A 17,790-nucleotide genomic window follows, 5' to 3' on the forward strand; every position below is an offset into this window, starting at 1 on the left:
GACCCTGTGCTCCCTCACAGGGAGGGATCGGCAACAGCCACTGATCTCCCGGGCTCGGGCGGCAGAGCGGGCCGCCGGCTGGGTGGTTGGTGGGGTGGGGCCTGTTCCAATGCCCGGTCCACAAGTGCCGCGGCCGCGCCGGTGTATCGCGAGGGATCACAGGCTGCTGCCAGTTCTTCCGGGGTGAAGGTGCCGGATGTCTGCGGCAGCCGGGCCAGCACCCGCGCCAGTGGGATGCCGAGCCGGGCGGCTTCCGTGGAGGCCGCGGTCAGCAGCTTCTTGGCCCGGTCCTTGCCCAGGCGGGGTGCGAGGAGGGCGGTGATGCGTTCGGAGACGATCCGACTGCCGGTCAGGTCGAGGTTGTGGAGCATCCGCTGTGGGTGGACGGTGAGGCCCTCGGCCAGTTCGACGGCGGTGTGCGTGGCGCCGCCGGTCAGCCGCAGAGCCTCCCGCAGCAGCTGCCACTCGGCGTGCCAGGCCCCGCCCGAGCGTTCGTCCTCCGAGGCCAGGCTCTGTGTCAGGCCGGTGGCGATGACCGGTACTTGCAGTGCGGCGCTGCGGATCATGGTTGCCAGGACCGGGTTCCTCTTGTGGGGCATGGCCGAGGAGGCCCCCCTGCCCTGACGGGAGGGTTCGGCGACTTCTGCGATTTCGGTGCGGCTGAGGGTCTGGATGTCCAGGGCCATCTTGCCGACCGCTCCCGCGGTGAAGGCCAGGGCTGCTGCGAGGTCGGCGAGGGGTGTGCGCAGGGCGTGCCAGGGCAGCGGCGGGCGGTGCAGCCCGGTCTGCTCGGCGAAGGCGTCCAGCAGCTGTTCGAGGTATTGGCCTGATGCGACGGAGTCGGCGGCGCCGTCGATCCGTGCGTATTCGAGGTAGCCGGCGAGGGTGCCGGCGGCTCCGCCGAGGGAGAAGCACAGCCCTTGCTCGAGGATCCGGGCCAGGCGTGTGTCGGCGTCGAGGAGGAGCTGGCGCCAGCCGGCTGCTTTGAGTCCGAAGGTGGTGGGTACGGCCTGCAGGGCCAGGGTGCGTCCGGCCATGGGTGTGTCGCGGTGTTCGTGGGCCAGTGCGGCCAGGGCGCCGGCCGCCCGCGCCAGGTCGGCCCGGATGAGGCGCAGGGCGCGGGCCGTGATGAGCATGGTGGCGGTGTCGAGGATGTCCTGGCTGGTCGAGCCGCGGTGCACGTATTCGGCCGCTGCCGGATCGACTGCCGCGACCTGCTGTGTCAGTGCACGGACGAGGCCGACGACGGGGTTGGCTGTTTCGCGGGATTCGAGGGCCAGGGCGCGGATGTCGAAGTGTTCCGCGCGGGCCGCGTCGGTGATGGTCTCGCCGGCCTGGGCCGGCACAGTGCCAAGGGCGGCCTGGGCCCGCACGAGTGCCGCTTCCGCATCAAGCATGCCCTGAAGCCAGGCCTGGTCGCTGACGGCTGCCTCGACGGGGGTGCCGGCCCGGACGGGGGAGAGGAGTCCCGAATCGGCCGGGACGCCGGACGGCGCGGTCATGAACCCACTTCCCTTCCGCCGGCCCCGGCAGCTGTCCCGGCACCGGTTCCGGCCATTCCACCGGTATCGGCCCTTGCACCGGTCGCGGCCCCGGCCGGTATGCCGGGTCCGGTCCGGCCGGCGGCCAGGGCGGGTGGGAGTGCGAGGACGGCGCGGGCGATGGCGTCGGCGTCGGCGAGGCTGACGGAGTCGACGCCGGGGCGTGCCGCGGCGGCGGTCACCCAGTGAACCGACTCGGTGGGTACGCCGTGCGCGAAGCGGCGCGGATGGGCGCGGCCTTGGGCGTCGATGACGTGGCCGGGGCGGGCGGTGACGGCAAGTCCACCGGTTTCGTATGAGGTTCCGCAGCCGCCCTCGATCCGGAAGGGTGTGATGTGCCCTTCGTCCAGCAGTTGCCTCATCAGCGGATCGGTGGTCCGGCGCAGGTCGGGCTCGGGCAGCCGGGCCTCGATGAGGACGCGTGCCCCGACCGGCGGTGCCGGTATGTCCCGTGAGGTGCACACGAAGCCCGGCCGGCCGGGATCGGCGTGGATCTTGGCGCCCGGTCCGGTCACCTCCAGGATCCCGGCCTTGATCAGCGCGATCATCTGCTCGATACGGAAGGCCGGCGGTCCGATCGACAGGAAGGCGTTGAGGGGGGTGTACCAGCCTTCCAGGTCGTTGCGGTGGGAGTTGCCGTCCAGGCCGCCGTGGTCGACGGCGAGGCGGATCTCGTTGCGCAGGTCGCGCAGGATGTCCAGGGCGGCCTTGACCGGGTTGCTGACGTTCCCGCCGCGGGCCTGCCGGACGTCCTGCCGCAGGTATTCGATCAGCCAGGTGTGGAAGGCGTCCCTGCCGGTGAACTGCCGTCCGGCGCTGGGGTGCGCGAGCCTGTCCCAGTCCCAGCGGCTCTCGGCCGGGATACCGAAGGCGTCCAGGATCTCCACCCGGTGCGCTTCGCGTTCGGCAGCCAGATACAGCTCACTGAACGCCTCCCGGTCGGAGCTGCGCCCGCAGCTGTCCAGCAGGGTGCTGTAGTAGACGCACTCCGTCTCGCGGGTGATCAGCGGCCACAGGTCGGTCCCGAAGTAGACGCGGTCACCGTCCTGGGCGCGCTGGTGCAGCTGCGCTATGCGCTGCGCGGTCAGCAGCCGCGGGACGTACCGCCCGTGCGCGCCCTTCTCGTTCTCGCCGCGCGAGTGATAAGGGATGCCCCGCCGGGAGGTGGCGCACAACCGGGGCTCCAGCCCCGACTTCTCATACACCAAGTCCGTGCCGTGCCGGACGAACCGGCCGCCGCGGCCGCTGGTGAGCAGGGCCATGTGATCGAAGAAGTTCAGGCCCAGGCCGCGCAGCAGGACCTGTTCGCCCGGGGCGATGCCGGAGAGGTCCACATCGGCCGGGTTGGCGGGGGGTACATAGAGCAGTCCTTGCTTCCGTGCCTGGTCGGACAGCAGCCGTTCCTGGTTGCTCAGCTCGGCGCCGACATGCCCCTGGGAGAGGACCACGGCGTCCAGGCCGTCGATCAGCCGTCCGTTCTCCAGCAGCACGCTCTGCTGCACCACCGTGTCGTGCCCGCCGCCGAGGGCCACCGCCCGGGTGCAGTGGGTGGTGATGTCGACGTGCGGCGGGGCCGCCAGACATATACGGGCGAACATCTCCCGCAGGTAGCTGCCGAAGAAGGCCCGCGTCGGATAGCTGTCGGGGCCCAGCCGGCGCGCCTCGGCCACGGTCCGCTCATCCCGGCCGGCTGCCTCGCGGCCGTTCGTGCCGCGGACCTCCTGGGCCCATTCGTACAGGCTGGAGCCGGGCTCCACCGGCCCGTCCATGGACACGCTCTTGTCGGTGAACACCGTGATCTGGCAGGCCACGGTGTTCATGAGCAGCTGCTGTGACTGATCGGTGCGCCATACGGCTCCGGCACCGGCCGGCCAGGGGTCGACCAGGTAGATGTGGACGCGCCGGCGGTGCGGTGAGCGACGAGCGTTGGCGCACAGCCGTTCCAGCACGGAAAGGCCGCGCGGGCCGACTCCGACGATGCAGATCGACAAAGGCCTTCTGGGCACAGATCTACTCCTGCTGCGGGGGCCGATGGGGGGTTGCCGTTCTCTGCGATCACCGTAGGTCAGGGCCCAGTGCCTCAACGGACCACTTCATCACGGCCTCATTGGTCCACTTGCCGCCCCCGGCACGCGAGGCTCCCGGCCGTCTCCCAAGGGTGGCGATCTTCGAAAGGCGGACACTGAAGATCCGGTGCGGCGAAGGAAGTTGCTCCGGTCCAGGGCGGCCACCGCTGTCCCGGCGGCCGGCTCCCCTTCGCCGGGGACGGGACCGCACACGCGGCGGCCCGCGTGCTGCTCGCTTCGACGACTCTGGCTGCGTGCGGGAGCCGGTGGATCCGGCGCGGACGCGTCTGCGCCGAGGAGCCCGGATGCAGTGGGCCTTCGCCATCGCCCCTGACGGTCCCATCGACCGATACGGCCACGGGTCTCGATCATTGAGCCGAACCGCTCGGTGCAGTAATCGCTATCCTACGAGGATGCACGAAACGAAGACCGCGAAGGGCGCGGGGCGACCGCGGTCGGCGGAGAAGGATGCGGCGATCCTGCGGGCGGCGCTGGAGCTGCTCGGGTCGCATGGCTACACCCGCATGAGTCTGAGCCAGGTGGCCGCGACGGCGCAGGTGAGCAAGTCCACGATTCACCTGCGATGGAAGACGAAGGCGGACCTGGTGACTGCGGCGCTGGAAGCGCTGCGGATGGCCGACGCCCCGCCGCCCAGCGGGAACACGAGAGTGGACCTGCTGGCCATCCTCAAGGACTTTGCCGCGACGGTCGAGCGTGTGCGGGGAATGGCCATGATCGGTACCTGCCTGGCCGAGGAGGCACACACCCCCGAGCTGCTCGCCCTGCTGCGCGAGCGGACGGTCATTCCGCGCCGGGCGCTGCTGCGCAAGGTGCTCGAGGACGCCAGGGAGCGGGGCGAGGTGCGGCCCGGGGCGGATCTGGAAGCGGCGGTGTCGGCGCTGCTCGGCCCCTTCTACGCCGACTACATGGCTGGGCGCGGCGGCCACATGGGGTGGGCTGAGCAGGCCGTGGACCTGGTGATCGCCGGGCTGCGCCCGCCGCGCGGCTGAACGATACGGGCACCGGCTCTCTCCCGTGAAGGGATCCCGGTCCCCAATGGCGAACCTCTTGGTTCGGTAAATCGGAATGGGCTCGGTGGGCCCGGCTGCCTTCGGCTGGAACGTCTGCCCGGCGCGTGCCCTCCGGCGTCCCCCCGTGTTCGTCGCCCCCGTCGCCCCGCCGGATCCCCGGCGCCGGCGGGCCCGGCACGCCCCGCGCCCGCGCATGCCGAGCCCACGGCCCCGTCCCGACTGGGTTGTTGGATCACGCCACGGACCACGGAGCCGAAGAGGGCCGCCCGGCTGCCGAAGAACGGAACCTGCGAGTCCGGTTACCCGGCTGCGAGCCCGGCCGGCCTGGCGCGTGGATCGCCTTGCGGATCACCTGCCGGGCCGGGCGCGGCGCACGGGCGCAGAGCGGCCGGTGCCGCCGCGGCCGGCCCGGCCTTCGTCCTGAAGCGCAGATGGACGGTGGCCTTGCCGACCGCGACGGTGCGGGCGACCTGGTGGCGGGTCATCCGGGTGAAGCCCTGCTCGGCCAGCAGCGTCAGCGCCGCGTCCAGGATCGCCCCCTGCTTGCCTTGGCAGCGCGGTCGCCCCGCGGTGCCGGGGCAGTCGCCCCTGTCCGTAGTGCGCATGGCGGTCAGTCTACCGGGTTGAAATACCGAACCGCTCGGTTTAGTTTTACCTCGGTGAAGGTGCCGCGCACAGGACCGCGCCCCGGTACCAGCACTCCTTCGAAAGGACCCTGCCTCTCATGCGTTACGCAGTTCTCGGCACCGGCGTCGTCGGCCGGACCATCGCCGGAAAGCTCGTTTCCCTCGGCCACGAGGTGGTCATCGGCACCCGCGACGTCGAGGCCACGCTGGCCCGCACCGAGCCGGATGCCTACGGCAACCCGCCCATCGCCCAGTGGCTCGAGGGGCACGCGCAGATTCGTCTCATGCCCTTCGCGGACGCCGCGGCCTTTGGCGAGGCGGTGGTGAACACCACGGCCGGCACCGGCTCGCTCATGGCGCTCGAGGCCGCAGGCCGCGACAACCTGGCGGGCAAGATCCTCCTGGACGTCGCCAACCCCCTGGACTTCTCCCAGGGCATGCCGCCGTCCCTGAGCCCCGTCAACACCGACAGCCTCGGCGAGCAGATCCAGCGCGCGTTCCCCGAGACGAAGGTCGTCAAGACCCTCAACACGATGAACGCCCGGGTCATGGTCGACCCCTCCCGGGTGGCTGGTGAGCACAACGTCTTCGTCTCCGGCAACGACGCCGAGGCCAAGAAAGCTCGTCACCGAGCGCCTGGTCGAGTTCGGCTGGCCCCGGGAGAGCGTGATCGACCTCGGGGACATCAGCTCCGCGCGCGGCACCGAGATGCTGCTGCCGGTCTGGCTGCGCCTGTGGGGCACGCTCGGCCACGCCGACTTCAACTTCCACATCGCCGGCGCCCGTACCGGCACCTGACGCCGAGCCGGGCGGGTCGTGCGGCGGGTCGAACCCCCGGACCGCGGTGCACGGCCCGCCGTCGCGCTTCACGTCGGCGTGCCGCGGTGCTGCAGGTGCTGCAGGTGCTGCAGGCGAACTCTGCGTTCGGGGGAATTGCTTCCCGGTCGCAGCCCGGAATGGCCCCCACGGGCACGCGGGTGCCGAGGGGACGGGGGCCGGCCACGTTGCGAAGAGAACCCGGCGGCGCCGGTCTGGCGCCGCCGGGAAGCGCTCTTCTTCCTTCACGTGCGTTGAGGGCCTAGTCGGTCACCTTCAGCAGTTTGTTGGGCGTTCCACTGCCGGGGTTGGTGATCTTTCCGCCGGTGGCTGCACCGGTCAGTGCCGAGGCGACCTGAGCCGGTGTGGCATCCGGGTGGCCGGCGAGATAGAGGGCAGCGGCTCCGGTGACGTGGGGTGTGGCCATGGAGGTGCCGGAGATCGTCTTGGTCGCCTGGTCGCTGTCGTTCCAGTCGGAGGTGATGTCCGACCCCGGTGCGTACAGGTCGACCACGGAACCGTAGTTGGAGAAGTCGGACTGGGCGTCGCTGTTGGTGCTGGAGGCGACGGTGATGGCCTCGGGCACGCGGGCGGGTGAGCCCTTTGCGGCGTCGGTGGATTCGTTCCCGGCCGCGACCGCGAACGTGACGCCGGAGGCGATGGCTTTGCTGACCGCCGCGTCCAGGGCGGGGTCGGCGCCTCCGCCCAGGCTCATGTTGGCCACCGAGGGCCCCTTGTGGTTCTTGGTCACCCAGTCGATGCCGGCCACGACCTGCTCGGTGGTGCCCGAGCCGTTGTTGTCGAGAACTCTGACTGCCACGATCTTGGCCTTCTTGGCTACGCCGTGGGCGGTTCCGGCGATCGTGCCCGCGACATGGGTGCCGTGGCCGTTGCCGTCGTCCGCTGTGCCGTCGTTGTCGACTGCGTCGAATCCGTAGCTGGCGCGGCCCTCGAAGTCCTTGTGGCTGATGCGCACCCCGGTGTCGATGACGTACGCGGTGACTCCCTCCCCGGCCTTGTCGGGGTAGGTGTACTTGTGGTCGCCGGCGGTGTCGGTCTGGTCGATGCGGTCGAGTCCCCAGGAGGGCGGGTTGTCCTGGGTGGCCTCGGTGTGAAACGTCTTGTTCTGCTCCACCGTGGCGACCGCGGGGTCGGCGGCCAGCCGCTTGGCCTCGGTCTCGGTGAGGCTGGTGGCGGAGAACCCGTTGACCGCCGAACCGTAGGTCCGGCTGAGCTTGCCGCCGTACTGCGCAGCCAACTGCGCCTTTTGAGCGGGTGAGGCACTGTGGTCGAGCAGGACGACGAAGCTTCCGGCGACCGCACCTTCGGCATGCAGGCCGTAGACCGTTCCTTCGGCGGGCTGCTGCGCCTGGGCGGCAGGGGACACATACAGGGCAGTACCGATGACCGTTGCAACGGAGGCGATCGCGGTGGCGATCCTCGCCTTTCCCGTTCGCTTGTGATGCGCCGTCAAGAGGGGTCTCCTCGTGATGTGGGGGGATGAGTGGGGGGTTGAACGCCAGGCGTCAGGCACTTGGCGTGTTATCGGAGCGTGCCGACTTGTCGCGAACAGATCAACCCCGTGGTGTGCGGCGGACACCCCTCCTGCGCCCCGCTCTCCACGCAATCCCCTCACTTGGGATGGAACCCGGCAGTGAAACAGCAGCTCCTCACCTTGATTGAAAGAAGGAGGAACCTGGAAGGAAAGTTGGTGTGCCTTTCTGCACACATCGATCACGCATGCGGTCGCCCAGGTGCGTCAACGGCCAACTCGACGCGGGAGCAGATGGGTTCGGACCGCCACCTCGCGGGTCTCGTTCACGCCTCAAGCGTCCTTTGACTGCGCACGGCGCTCCAAGTCCTGTGGGAGTGTCCGGACGTCCGCCCAACCGCAGTGTCTCGGCGACCTTCTGGTACGGCGATGCAAGCACCGGCGCGCCCGGTGGGAGCCCCGGGCTCCGCCAAGCGGTGCCCGGGTGTGTGGCTGCCGCCGGACGACACCGGAGGCCACGGCCGTCCCGTCAGCGGAGCCTGCCCGGCTGGTCGTCGCCGGCGGGCTGCTGGACGATGACGTTTCCGCGGTTGAAGGCGTTGATGAGAGCGAAGGCGCACACCAGGGCGGCGAGCTGGTCCTCGTCGTAGTGCTTGGCGGCATTCGCCCAGGCCTCGTCGGTGACGCCACCGGCCGCGTCCGCGATGCGGGTGCCCTGCTCGGCCGGCTCCAGGGCGGCGCGTTCGGCATCGGTGAACACCGTGGCCCCCCTCATGGCCGCGACCAGGTTGAGGCGCGTCGAGGTCTCCCCGGAGTGCGCGGCGTCCTTGGTGTGCATGTCGGCGCAGAAACCGCAGCCGTTGATCTGACTGGCGCGGAGCGTTCGCCCTGTACTGGCCTGCCCCTGGCGCTCCGGTGGGCGGGGGAACAGGCAGAGCAGCGATGGCTCTGTCGTATGTCCGGGTGAGTCCGCGCCCGCCGTATGGCCTACCTGCGTGGCTTTGGGCGGTCGCAGGCATCCTCTCCGCTTACCGTCACCCGAGGAGCAACTCCCGGTCCTGACCATTCCGGATCGGAGGGGCGAACCGAACAGGACGTTGGGCGACGAGCGGCACCGCCATCGGAGAAGGGTTCCGGGTGCCAAGGAGGTCGGCAATGGCGACGCGACAGCCGCGGGCTCACCGGACACGGAGAAGGGCCCGTCGCACCGCCGGGGCCTGCGTGCTCGCTGCGGGGTGTGTCTTCTCAAGCTGCATGCCGACGGCCGCGGCGACTTCGCAAGGGGGTGCGTCCCGCCTCTGCGCGACGACCCCCTTCCCTCCGTCGCAAAGTACTCCACCCCCGATCCTGTCGGGCAGCGACGTGTGGAGTTTTGTCTCCGAGCCGGGCCTTCACCCCATGCGGGTGTCCGTCACCGCGCACAAACCGGGGACGGCTCCCGGCAGTATCTTCGTCGCCCCGTTCAGCGCGGACCAGATGGTCGGCCAGACCGGGGCACTGGTCAACGACAACTCCGGTGATCCGGTCTGGTTCCGCCCACTGCCTTCAACGAACCTCCAGAACGCCGACTTCAAGGTCCAGACCTATTACGGCGGCCGCAGAGGCCGGGGACAACCGGTGCTGACCTGGTGGCAGGGCACCCTCGCGCTTCCCCCGGCGTATACGAACCTGCCGGCCGGTGCGCCGGAACCGGGCGGCTGCTACTACATCTACGACACCCACTACCGCCTGCTCAAGACGGTCTTCGCCCATCATGGCTACTACCCGGACGAGCACGAATTCACCCTGACCCGCAGGGGCACGGCCCTGTTCATCGCATCCAGACCGGTGCCCATGGATCTCACGCCCTATGGGGGTCCGAAGAACGGAGCCATCGAGAACAGCGAGGTCCAGGAGGTCGACCTGGCCACGGGGAGGCTTCTCTACTCGTGGAACGCGCTGGACCACATCGACCCCGCCGATTCCGAGGAGGCAGCCTCCAGCGCATCGTCGTCCGGCGGAGTGTGGGACGCCTTCCACATCAACTCCGTCGACGAGGGGGCCGACGGCCGCCTATTGATCTCGGCCCGGAACATGTGGGCCATCTACAACGTCGCCAAGAAATCCGGGAAGATTCGCTATCAGATCGGTGGTAAGAAAAGCGACTTCACCTTCGGCCCGAACGCGGACTTCTACTGGCAGCACGATGCCAGATTCCGGCCGGGAAACCGGATCAGCATGTTCGACGACGGCTGCTGCGACCTGCCCGACGGCGCACCCGAACAACAGTCACACGGTCTGATCCTCAACCTTGACTTCCGCAGCCACAGGGCGACGACGGTCAAGACCTACTACCACGAGCCGCCGTTGTACTCGCCGACCCAGGGAAACACCCAGGCCCTCTCCAACGGCGACGAGTTCATCGGGTGGGGCCAGAGCCCGTACTATTCGGAGTACGCGGGTGCGGGGAACACCGAGGGCCACGGCGCGCAGAACCTGCTCTACGACGCGAAGCTGCCGGGCTCCGACATCTCGTACCGCGCTCTGCGGAACGAATGGATCGGCACGCCCTACTACCCACCGAGTGCGGCGGCACGGTCCGGCGGCGGGGGCAGCGTCGTCTATGCCTCCTGGAACGGCTCGACGCAGACCAGAGCATGGCAGGTACTCGCCGGATCCGACCCCGACTCTCTCTCGGTCGTCGCCAGGCACGTCCCACGGTCCGGATTCGAGACCGCCGTCACCACACCCAACCCGGGACCGTACTTCAAGGTCCGGGCGCTGAATGCGAAGGGCAGGGTCATCGGGGTCTCCCGCGTTGTGAAACTCTCCGGCTGACCGTTGGCGGAGACGGCGCCATGAGTAGGTCACGGCCGGGGTCCGGTGCCGCTCTCGCCGCGCGCCGCACGACGAAACCGCCGGGGCGGAAAGGCACACGCTCCACGCCTTTGCCCGAAGTTGCAGCGATGCGCTGCCGAGAGACGATGGGAGGTGGTTCGGGCCGGCCGTCATGACCGCATTCCTGAGGCAGGAGGCGTACCATGCCCACTTCTCCGTCCCTCTCGACCCCAGTCCTGGAGGCCGCGGCCAAGGATCTGGCGGATGCCACCTCGCAGCACCCGCGCATCTACGAAGTCTCCCCGGAGAACGGCCGCGAGATCCTCGATGATCTCCAGGCGGGCAGGGGGGTGGCCAAGCCCGCCGTGGACGAGGAGTGGGTGAGCGTCGACGCGGGAGAATACGGCCAGGTCCGCGCCCGTGTCATCCGCCCCAGGGGAGCGACGAGAACCCTGCCGGTGGTGTTGTACATCCACGGCGCCGGATGGGTGTTCGGCGACGAGAAGACTCACGACCGACTGGTCCGGGAACTGGCGGTCGGATCGGACGCCGCGGTGGTCTTCCCGGTCTACGACCTGGCCCCCGAGGCGAAGTACCCCACTCAGATCGAGCAGAACTACGCGGTCGGAAAGTGGATCATCCAGAACGGCGGGGAGCGGAACCTCGACGCCTCCCGGATGGCGGTCTGCGGCGATTCGGTCGGCGGCAACATGTCCGCCGTCTTCGCACTGATGGCCAAGGAACGCGGCGATATTCGCCTGGCGGCTCAGGTGCTGCTGTACCCGGTCACCGATGCCAACTTCGACACCCCCTCATACCAGCAGTTCGCCGACGGCTACTACCTCACTCGCGACGGAATGAAGTGGTTCTGGGACGCCTACACCACCGACCCCGAACAGCGCGCCGAAATCCATGCCTCGCCGCTGCGGGCCGACATCGGGCAACTCCGCGGTCTTCCCACCACCCTGGTCATCACCGACGAGGCCGACGTACTGCGCGACGAAGGCGAGGCCTACGCATCCAAGCTGCGCGAGGCGGGGGTGGACGTCACAGCGGTACGGGTGCTGGGGATGGTGCATGATTTCCTCATGCTCGACAGCCTCCGCGACTCCAAGGCGACCGTCGTCGCACGCACGCTGGCCATCGAAGCGCTGCGTCGAGCACTCCACCCCTAGCCTCGCCCTTTCCTCGTCTGTCTGGTCACCCGCGTTCGATACGCGATGCTCAGGCTTCGGCGGCTGCGGTGCGGATGTCCTGGCGGACATGGTCCATCAGATCGCCCATGTCACCGACACCGGGGTCGAGTTGCTCCGCGCGCGGCGAGACCTGGTGAAGCCAGGAGGCAGCGGCGAGGGCAAGCTCAACGGCGTCTTCCTTCCGGCCGTCTCCGAGCAGCTCTTCGATCTTGCAGGCGAGGCCGCCGAGGGTCTCGTCGTCGGTTTCCGGTACCAGGTGGCCCTTGAGGCCCGGGGGATAAGGGGTCTGCTCCCGGGATTCGCGCAGGGCGGTGACAACGGCCGGCCTTTCGCTGAACTCATCAAGGAGCCCCATCAGGACGTACAGCCGGGCCGTCAGCCGTGGCGGGCCCGGGTGCCGGTCCAGCCAGGCCATCAGTTCACGCTGACCACCGAGGTGGTCGATCACCTGCGCCATGGACTCGGTGGTCGAGTTGGGCAGAACCCCGTGGAACGGCAGGAGCTGCGCCATCTGGTCGGCGAGTGCTGCCTCGCTCTGGGGATCCAGCGTGCCGGCGACGAAGGCGCCGACCAGTGCCACGTCCAAGCCGAAACCGCTGGGCGCCGACCGGGCTTGTGAGGTGCGCGACGAGTCGTGGCGCAGACGCAAGAGCTCATTTGCGATCTTGCTCAACGGTTTGTGGTGCACGGATCCTCCCAGCACGCCAGAGGTAGGTCTTCATCCCGATGGTGTTCGTTGTTCCTGACCGCATGCTGTTGGGGGGGCACGGTGCAACGAGGGAAGCTGCTGCCTGGAGCCTGCATCAACACTTTGCCGTCCGATGCCAGGACGTGCGCGTCCGTTGGGGCCATGCGGGCGATGGAGGGCGCTGACGGGGGAACCACCGAATCCGCCGTCCGCGCACCGTAGGAGGGCGACGGGTTCCTTCAGATGCCGATCACGCCACTGGCCGCGGTCCCAGAACCCTGCGGGCCGTCTGACGCCGGGGCGCACCCGAGCGGATCTGCCTCGGCCCTCATCCTGCGCATCCACCTCCGCATCCGCCACCTCCACCGCAGCCCCCGCCCCCACCGCCCCCGCCGTCTCCACCAGAGGACGAGTGGGAAGCCGATGCGATCGGCCCGAACAGTGCCTCGCGCAGTGACGCGTCCTCGAGTCCGTACCCACCTCGGTGGGCGAAGTGCACGACGGCTTCCGGCACCGCGATCGCAGTGGCGGCGTAGACGCCACGTACGTACTTTCGGTGGTCCTGCCCCATGGCCCAGCGCAAGCGCTCGGAGGCCCGCGTGGTCTCGTACGCCGCCGTGTCCACCACGCCCTCCTCGCCCTGACGCATCCCGTAATCACGCACGTAGCGAGCCGCGACGGGCCGGAGTCGCGAAGGAGGCGCCCGGACAGAGCAACCCACCGGGCTGCCTGCCCGGTGCTGCAGGAAGAACCCGCCCTACCAGGCTCATCTACGAGAGCCAAAAAAATCGGACGGCGATGTCGAGAACCCGTGACCGGCTCCGTCCCAGCAGTGAACGCGACCACAATGGGTCGCACCAGCACCGAGGAGAACGACGATGGCCAAGTACTTGCTGCTCAAGCACTACCGCGGGGCCCCGGCTGCGGTCAATGACGTGCCGATGGACCAGTGGACGCCGGAGGAGATCTCGGCCCACATGCAGTACATGCACGACTTCGCGGCCCGGCTCGAGGAGACGGGAGAGTTCGTCGACGGTCAGGCTCTCGCCCCCGAGGGGACGTTCGTCCGGTACGACGGTGAGGGGCGCCCGCCGGTCACCGACGGTCCGTTCGCCGAGACGAAGGACCTCATCGCCGGCTGGATGGTGATCGACGTCGACAGCTACGAGCGCGCCATCGAGCTGGCCGGGGAACTGTCGGCCGCCCCTGGGGCGGGCGGGAAGCCGATCCACGAGTGGCTCGAGGTGCGCCCGTTCCTGGCCGCGCCGCCCACCATCACGGAGTGAGCTCCCAGATGAACGAGGCCCTGCTCCGGAGCCTCACGCCGAGCGTGCTCGCAATCCTCGTCCGCCGCGGAGCCGACTTCGCGGCGGCCGAGGACGCCGTGCAGGACGCGCTTCTCGAGGCGGTCCGCGTCTGGCCGGCCGACCCCTGCCCAGGCTCTTCGAGCAGGGTATACCCCATGCGGGACCCGAAGGGCTGGCTGGTCACCGTGGCCTGGCGCCGGTTCCTCGACGCGACCCGCGCGGACGCCGCCCGCCGCCGTCGTGAGGCCCTCGTCGACGAGGAGCCGGCGCCCGGGCCCGCGCCCGCGGTGGACGACACGCTCCAGCTCTACTTCCTGTGCGCCCACCCGTCGCTGACACCGTCGTCCGCGGTCGCGCTCACGCTGCGCGCCGTCGGCGGGCTGACCACCCGCCAGATCGCCCAGGCATACCTGGTGCCCGAGGCGACCATGGCACAGCGCATCAGCCGGGCCAAGCGCACCGTCTCCGGCGTGCGGTTCGACCAGCCCGGCGACGTCGCCACCGTGCTGCGCGTCCTCTACCTGGTCTTCAACGAGGGCTACTCCGGCGACATCGACCTCGCCGCCGAGGCCATCCGGCTCACCCGGCAGCTCGCGGCCGCGATCGACCACCCCGAGGTGGCGGGGCTGCTCGCCCTCATGCTGCTCCACCACGCCCGGCGCGCCGCCCGGACCGCGCCCGACGGCAGCCTGGTGCCGCTCGCCGAGCAGGACCGCGGCCGGTGGGACACCGGGTCGATCGCCGAGGGCGTCGAGATCCTGCAGGCGGCCCTCGCCCGCGACCGGCTGGGCGAGTTCCAGGCCCAGGCCGCCATCGCGGCACTCCACGCCGACGCGCCCACCGCCGAGGAGACCGACTGGGTGCAGATCGTCGAGTGGTACGACGAGCTCGTGCGCCTGACCGGCAGCCCGGTCGTCCGGCTCAACCGCGCGGTGGCCGTCGGCGAGGCCGACGGACCGCGCGCCGGTCTGACGGCGCTCGCGGCGCTGGACGACTCACTGCCCCGCCACGACGCGGTGGCGGCGTACCTCCACGAGCGCGACGGCGACCTGGCGACGGCGGCACTGCTGTACGCCGAGGCGGCCCGAAAGGCACCCAACCTCGCCGAGCGCGACCACCTGACGCGCCAGGCCGCCCGGCTCAACGCCCGCCGGTGTCGCTGACGGGTCGCGCTCGGATGTGCCCGCAGCACCCTGACGGCCCCTCGGCCAGAGCGGTCGCAGCAAAGTGAGCAGACGTGAAGCGCCGGAACACGGGAGCACACGCGGTCGGTCATGGCCCGGCCGGCCGGGCGGCGCCACCGTCCGGACAGGCGTGGCATCGCCCACTGACCACGCACCGGAGAGCCGACCGGGCAGCGCCACGGCGGATCCCGGACACCGTCTGCGGGCCCGTCCCTGCCGCCCCGGGTATTCGGGCGCGAGCCCCGCGTGAGGAGACGCCCGCTGTTGCCGCGATTGCACAGGGTGTGACCAGCACGATTGGCGCCGCGAGTGTGAAGGAAGCAGTCTGCGAGGATGTGTGGATGACTGTGCGGAGCAGGAATCATGTGACGGTGTCCGGCCGGGCCGGGGGGCCGGTGGTGATGCTGGCGCACGGGTTCGGATGCGATCAGAACCTGTGGCGGCTGGTGGAACCGCTGCTGGAACGCAACTTCACCTTGGTGCTGTTCGACCACGTGGGAGCCGGGCGCTCCGATCTGTCGGCGTGGAGCAGGGAACGCTATTCCACGCTGGAAGGCTACGCCGAGGACGTGCTGGAGATATGCCGTGAGCTGGCGCTCGGCCCGGTGACGTTCGTGGGGCACTCGGTGAGCGCGATGATGGGCGTCCTGGCCGCGGCGCGGGAGCCGGAGGCATTCGCCGGCCTGGTGCTGCTCGCCCCTTCGCCGTGTTTCATCGACGACCCGGCCGCCGGCTATCGCGGCGGGTTCAGCGCCGAGGACATCGATGAGCTCCTGGGTTCGCTGGATGCGAACTATCTGGGCTGGTCAGGCGCCATGGCCCCGGTGATCATGGGCAATCCCGAGCGGCCGGAACTGGGTGAGGAACTGACCAACAGCTTCTGCCGCACCGATCCGGACATCGCCCGCGTATTCGCCCGTGTCACGTTCCTGTCCGACAACCGTGAAGACCTCGCCAAGGTCACCGTTCCCGCTCTGGTCGCGCAGTGTTCCAACGACGCGATCGCGCCCCCGGAGGTCGGAGCCTTCGTGCAGTCCCGGATTCCCGGCAGCCGGCTGGTCACCCTGAACGCGACCGGGCATTGCCCCCAGCTCGCCGCACCGGAGGAAACGGCTGCCGCGATCACCGACTTCGTCGGTACCCCGCGATGATGTCCAAGACCAGCGACGGCGACAGCGGCGAGCATCCGGTTCCCGGGGAACCGCCCGGTGCCGACCACGCGGCGTTCTCCGCGCTGCTGGAGGACAGCGCCGAGGATCTGTACGAGCACGCGCCGTGCGGCTACCTCTCCACCCTGCTGGACGGCACGATCGCAAAGATCAACACGACGCTGCTGGGCTGGCTCGGTTACGCCCACGACGACCTGGTGGGCCACAAGACGTTCTCCGATCTGCTGACCGTGGGGGGCCGGCTCTACCACGAGACCCACTTCGGCCCGCTGCTGCGCATGCAGGGCGAGATCAGCGGGATCGCCCTGGAACTCAAGGCGGCCGACGGCAGCCGTCTGCCCGTGCTGGTCACTTCCACGGTCAAGACCGGCAGCGACGGGCAGCCGCTGCTGATCCGCACCACCGTCTTCGACGCCCGCGACCGCCGCGCCTACGAAACCGAACTGCTGCGCGCCCGCCGGCAAGCAGAACGCGAACGCGAAGAACTCAAGCGCCTCAACGCCACCCTGCAGCAGACCCTGCTGCCTCCGGCGCTGGTGAGCGTGCCCGGCCTGGACGTGGCCGCGCACTACCACATCGCCTCCACCGACATGGTCGGCGGCGACTTCTACGACCTCTTCCCCCTCACCGCCGGGACGTGGGGACTTTTCCTGGGCGACGTATGCGGCAAGGGCGCCGCCGCCGCGGCGGTCACCTCTCTGGCCCGGTACACCCTGCGTGCCGCCGCCGTCTACGACCCCGATCCGGTCGCAGTCCTGAGCAACCTCAACACAGTCCTCAACCACGAGTACAACGGCCACGACCCGCGGTTCTGCACCGTGATCTTCGGACTGCTCACCCCCGACACCGATCAGGGCGGCTTCCGGATCACCCTGGCCAGCGGCGGCCACCCCCCGGCCCTGCTCATGCGCGCGGACGGAACCGCCGACTACCTGCCCACCCCCGGCGGACAGCTCATCGGCGTCCTGCCCGACGCCCACATCGCCACCACCACCATCCGGCTCGAGGCCGGCGACACCCTGCTGCTTCACACCGACGGCCTCACCGAGGCCCGCACGGCTCAAAACAGCAACGACGACCGCTACGGGGACGAAGCCCTCCTCGCCTTCGCCCAGGCTCTTGCGCCCACCACCGCCTCCGGCGCCGTCGCCGCGATCCGTGGGCTGCTCGACACCTTCGGCAGCGGCGTCGACGACGACACCGCAGTCCTCGCGATCAACGTGCCCCGACCCACCAGTGAAGAGCAGCCGTGACTCACCTCACCCTCCATACCCGAACCACCCCCGCCGGGCCCGTCATCGAACTGACCGGAGAACTCGACTACAACAGCTGTTCCCAGGTACGCGGACTCCTGCCCCAGCTGACACTTCAGGCAGGTCAGCAGCTCGTCATCGACCTGGCCGGCATCACCTTCTGCGACTCGAGCGGCATCACCGCCCTGATCGCCGCCCGCAACCACGCCCTCGCCGCCCAGGCAGGCATCGCCCTGGCAGAAGTCCCCGACCACATCAGCCGCATCTTCGGCATCGTCGGGCTGGACCAGGTCTTCCCCACCCACCCCACCGCACAAGCGGCCGAAGCAGCCTGGACACCCCCCGCAACCCGCCCCTGAAACAACCACCCCGGCCCCCATGGAACCACCGGGCCCAGCCGATGGGCGATCCACTCGGTACTTGGCCGTCCGGATTCCCGTGGGCGCGTTGGCTGGTTCCCGTGGGCGCGGCCGATGCAATTCGGTGCGCCGACGTCAGGGCACCCGCCGATCACGTACGCCCTCTATGCCCCATGTTCGCACCATCGTGGCGTTTAAGTGGATTACCCACCTCTTCGCTGATCAGTACCCGAGACGATGGCCAC

13 protein-coding genes and 2 pseudogenes are annotated in these 17,790 nt (G+C 69.6%); 9 read left to right on the plus strand and 6 right to left on the minus strand.

The features are described 5' to 3' along the window. Positions 1-14 precede the first annotated feature (14 nt). On the minus strand, positions 15-1,502 hold the full coding sequence (gene pcaB, locus ACH4UM_RS26110; RefSeq protein WP_398183924.1) for a 3-carboxy-cis,cis-muconate cycloisomerase: 1,488 nt from the start codon (positions 1,500-1,502) through the stop codon (positions 15-17). Then, positions 1,499-3,547: an FAD/NAD(P)-binding protein gene (locus ACH4UM_RS26115; protein WP_398183927.1), complete on the minus strand. Its 2,049-nt coding sequence runs from the start codon at positions 3,545-3,547 to the stop codon at positions 1,499-1,501. The genes pcaB and ACH4UM_RS26115 overlap by 4 nt, the downstream gene beginning before the upstream one ends. Positions 3,548-4,020: 473 nt before the next feature. Between ACH4UM_RS26115 and ACH4UM_RS26120 the strand changes: the two genes are divergently transcribed. Further along, the gene (locus ACH4UM_RS26120) at positions 4,021-4,617 is read left to right on the plus strand and encodes a TetR/AcrR family transcriptional regulator (protein WP_398183930.1); all 597 of its coding nucleotides are present in this window, start codon (positions 4,021-4,023) and stop codon (positions 4,615-4,617) included. 320 nt (positions 4,618-4,937) lie between these two features. Here ACH4UM_RS26120 and ACH4UM_RS26125 read toward each other — a convergent pair whose 3' ends face one another. Continuing rightward, positions 4,938-5,243 (minus strand): helix-turn-helix domain-containing protein, encoded by a 306-nt coding sequence (locus ACH4UM_RS26125; RefSeq protein WP_398183933.1) that lies wholly within the window; start codon positions 5,241-5,243, stop codon positions 4,938-4,940. Between the two features lie 119 nt (positions 5,244-5,362). Here ACH4UM_RS26125 and ACH4UM_RS26130 point away from each other — a divergent pair. Then, positions 5,363-6,062, plus strand: a pseudogene (locus ACH4UM_RS26130) (NADPH-dependent F420 reductase). Positions 6,063-6,342: 280 nt separating this feature from the next. Here the strand turns inward: ACH4UM_RS26130 and ACH4UM_RS26135 are convergent. After that, positions 6,343-7,554, minus strand: coding sequence for a S8 family peptidase (locus ACH4UM_RS26135; protein ID WP_398183936.1), 1,212 nt, complete (start codon positions 7,552-7,554; stop codon positions 6,343-6,345). 547 nt (positions 7,555-8,101) lie between these two features. Next, a pseudogene (locus tag ACH4UM_RS26140) lies at positions 8,102-8,452 on the minus strand (carboxymuconolactone decarboxylase family protein); the annotation flags it as partial. A 518-nt stretch (positions 8,453-8,970) separates the two neighbouring features. Here ACH4UM_RS26140 and ACH4UM_RS26145 point away from each other — a divergent pair. Beyond that, a complete protein-coding gene (locus tag ACH4UM_RS26145; protein WP_398183939.1) occupies positions 8,971-10,389 on the plus strand; it encodes an arylsulfotransferase family protein in 1,419 nt (472 codons plus the stop codon). Positions 10,390-10,592: 203 nt separating this feature from the next. Continuing rightward, positions 10,593-11,564: an alpha/beta hydrolase gene (locus tag ACH4UM_RS26150; protein WP_398183942.1), complete on the plus strand. Its 972-nt coding sequence runs from the start codon at positions 10,593-10,595 to the stop codon at positions 11,562-11,564. A gap of 49 nt (positions 11,565-11,613) precedes the next feature. Here the strand turns inward: ACH4UM_RS26150 and ACH4UM_RS26155 are convergent, their stop codons facing one another. After that, the gene (locus tag ACH4UM_RS26155) at positions 11,614-12,258 is read right to left on the minus strand and encodes a hypothetical protein (RefSeq protein WP_398183945.1); all 645 of its coding nucleotides are present in this window, start codon (positions 12,256-12,258) and stop codon (positions 11,614-11,616) included. 893 nt (positions 12,259-13,151) lie between these two features. Between ACH4UM_RS26155 and ACH4UM_RS26160 the strand changes: the two genes are divergently transcribed. From ACH4UM_RS26160 to ACH4UM_RS26180, 5 genes are all read left to right on the plus strand, one after another. Further along, positions 13,152-13,559 (plus strand): YciI family protein, encoded by a 408-nt coding sequence (locus ACH4UM_RS26160; protein WP_398183948.1) that lies wholly within the window; start codon positions 13,152-13,154, stop codon positions 13,557-13,559. Between the two features lie 8 nt (positions 13,560-13,567). Next, positions 13,568-14,743, plus strand: a complete 1,176-nt coding sequence (locus ACH4UM_RS26165; protein WP_398184061.1) for an RNA polymerase sigma factor — start codon at positions 13,568-13,570, stop codon at positions 14,741-14,743. Positions 14,744-15,105: 362 nt separating this feature from the next. Further along, a complete protein-coding gene (locus ACH4UM_RS26170; RefSeq protein ID WP_398184064.1) occupies positions 15,106-15,915 on the plus strand; it encodes an alpha/beta fold hydrolase in 810 nt (269 codons plus the stop codon). Continuing rightward, entirely contained in the window at positions 15,912-17,186 is a 1,275-nt protein-coding gene (locus ACH4UM_RS26175) for a SpoIIE family protein phosphatase (protein WP_398183951.1), read from the plus strand. Before ACH4UM_RS26170 ends, ACH4UM_RS26175 begins: the two co-directional genes overlap by 4 nt. After that, positions 17,183-17,545, plus strand: a complete 363-nt coding sequence (locus ACH4UM_RS26180; RefSeq protein ID WP_398183954.1) for an STAS domain-containing protein — start codon at positions 17,183-17,185, stop codon at positions 17,543-17,545. Before ACH4UM_RS26175 ends, ACH4UM_RS26180 begins: the two co-directional genes overlap by 4 nt. Positions 17,546-17,790: the final 245 nt, after the last annotated feature.

The organism is Streptomyces sp. NPDC020801, from assembly GCF_044334385.1.
GTDB lineage: Bacteria > Actinomycetota > Actinomycetes > Streptomycetales > Streptomycetaceae > Streptomyces.

What these genes read in the sequence shown, in the direction of transcription:
- pcaB (WP_398183924.1), bottom strand. Translation starts at nt 1,502, where the DNA reads ATGACCGCGCCGTCCGGCGTCCCGGCCGATTCGGGACTCCTCTCCCCC.
- ACH4UM_RS26120 (WP_398183930.1), top strand. Translation starts at nt 4,021, where the DNA reads ATGCACGAAACGAAGACCGCGAAGGGCGCGGGGCGACCGCGGTCGGCG.
- ACH4UM_RS26125 (WP_398183933.1), bottom strand. Translation starts at nt 5,243, where the DNA reads ATGCGCACTACGGACAGGGGCGACTGCCCCGGCACCGCGGGGCGACCG.
- ACH4UM_RS26145 (WP_398183939.1), top strand. Translation starts at nt 8,971, where the DNA reads ATGCGGGTGTCCGTCACCGCGCACAAACCGGGGACGGCTCCCGGCAGT.
- ACH4UM_RS26150 (WP_398183942.1), top strand. Translation starts at nt 10,593, where the DNA reads ATGCCCACTTCTCCGTCCCTCTCGACCCCAGTCCTGGAGGCCGCGGCC.
- ACH4UM_RS26160 (WP_398183948.1), top strand. Translation starts at nt 13,152, where the DNA reads ATGGCCAAGTACTTGCTGCTCAAGCACTACCGCGGGGCCCCGGCTGCG.
- ACH4UM_RS26165 (WP_398184061.1), top strand. Translation starts at nt 13,568, where the DNA reads ATGAACGAGGCCCTGCTCCGGAGCCTCACGCCGAGCGTGCTCGCAATC.
- ACH4UM_RS26170 (WP_398184064.1), top strand. Translation starts at nt 15,106, where the DNA reads ATGACTGTGCGGAGCAGGAATCATGTGACGGTGTCCGGCCGGGCCGGG.
- ACH4UM_RS26175 (WP_398183951.1), top strand. Translation starts at nt 15,912, where the DNA reads ATGATGTCCAAGACCAGCGACGGCGACAGCGGCGAGCATCCGGTTCCC.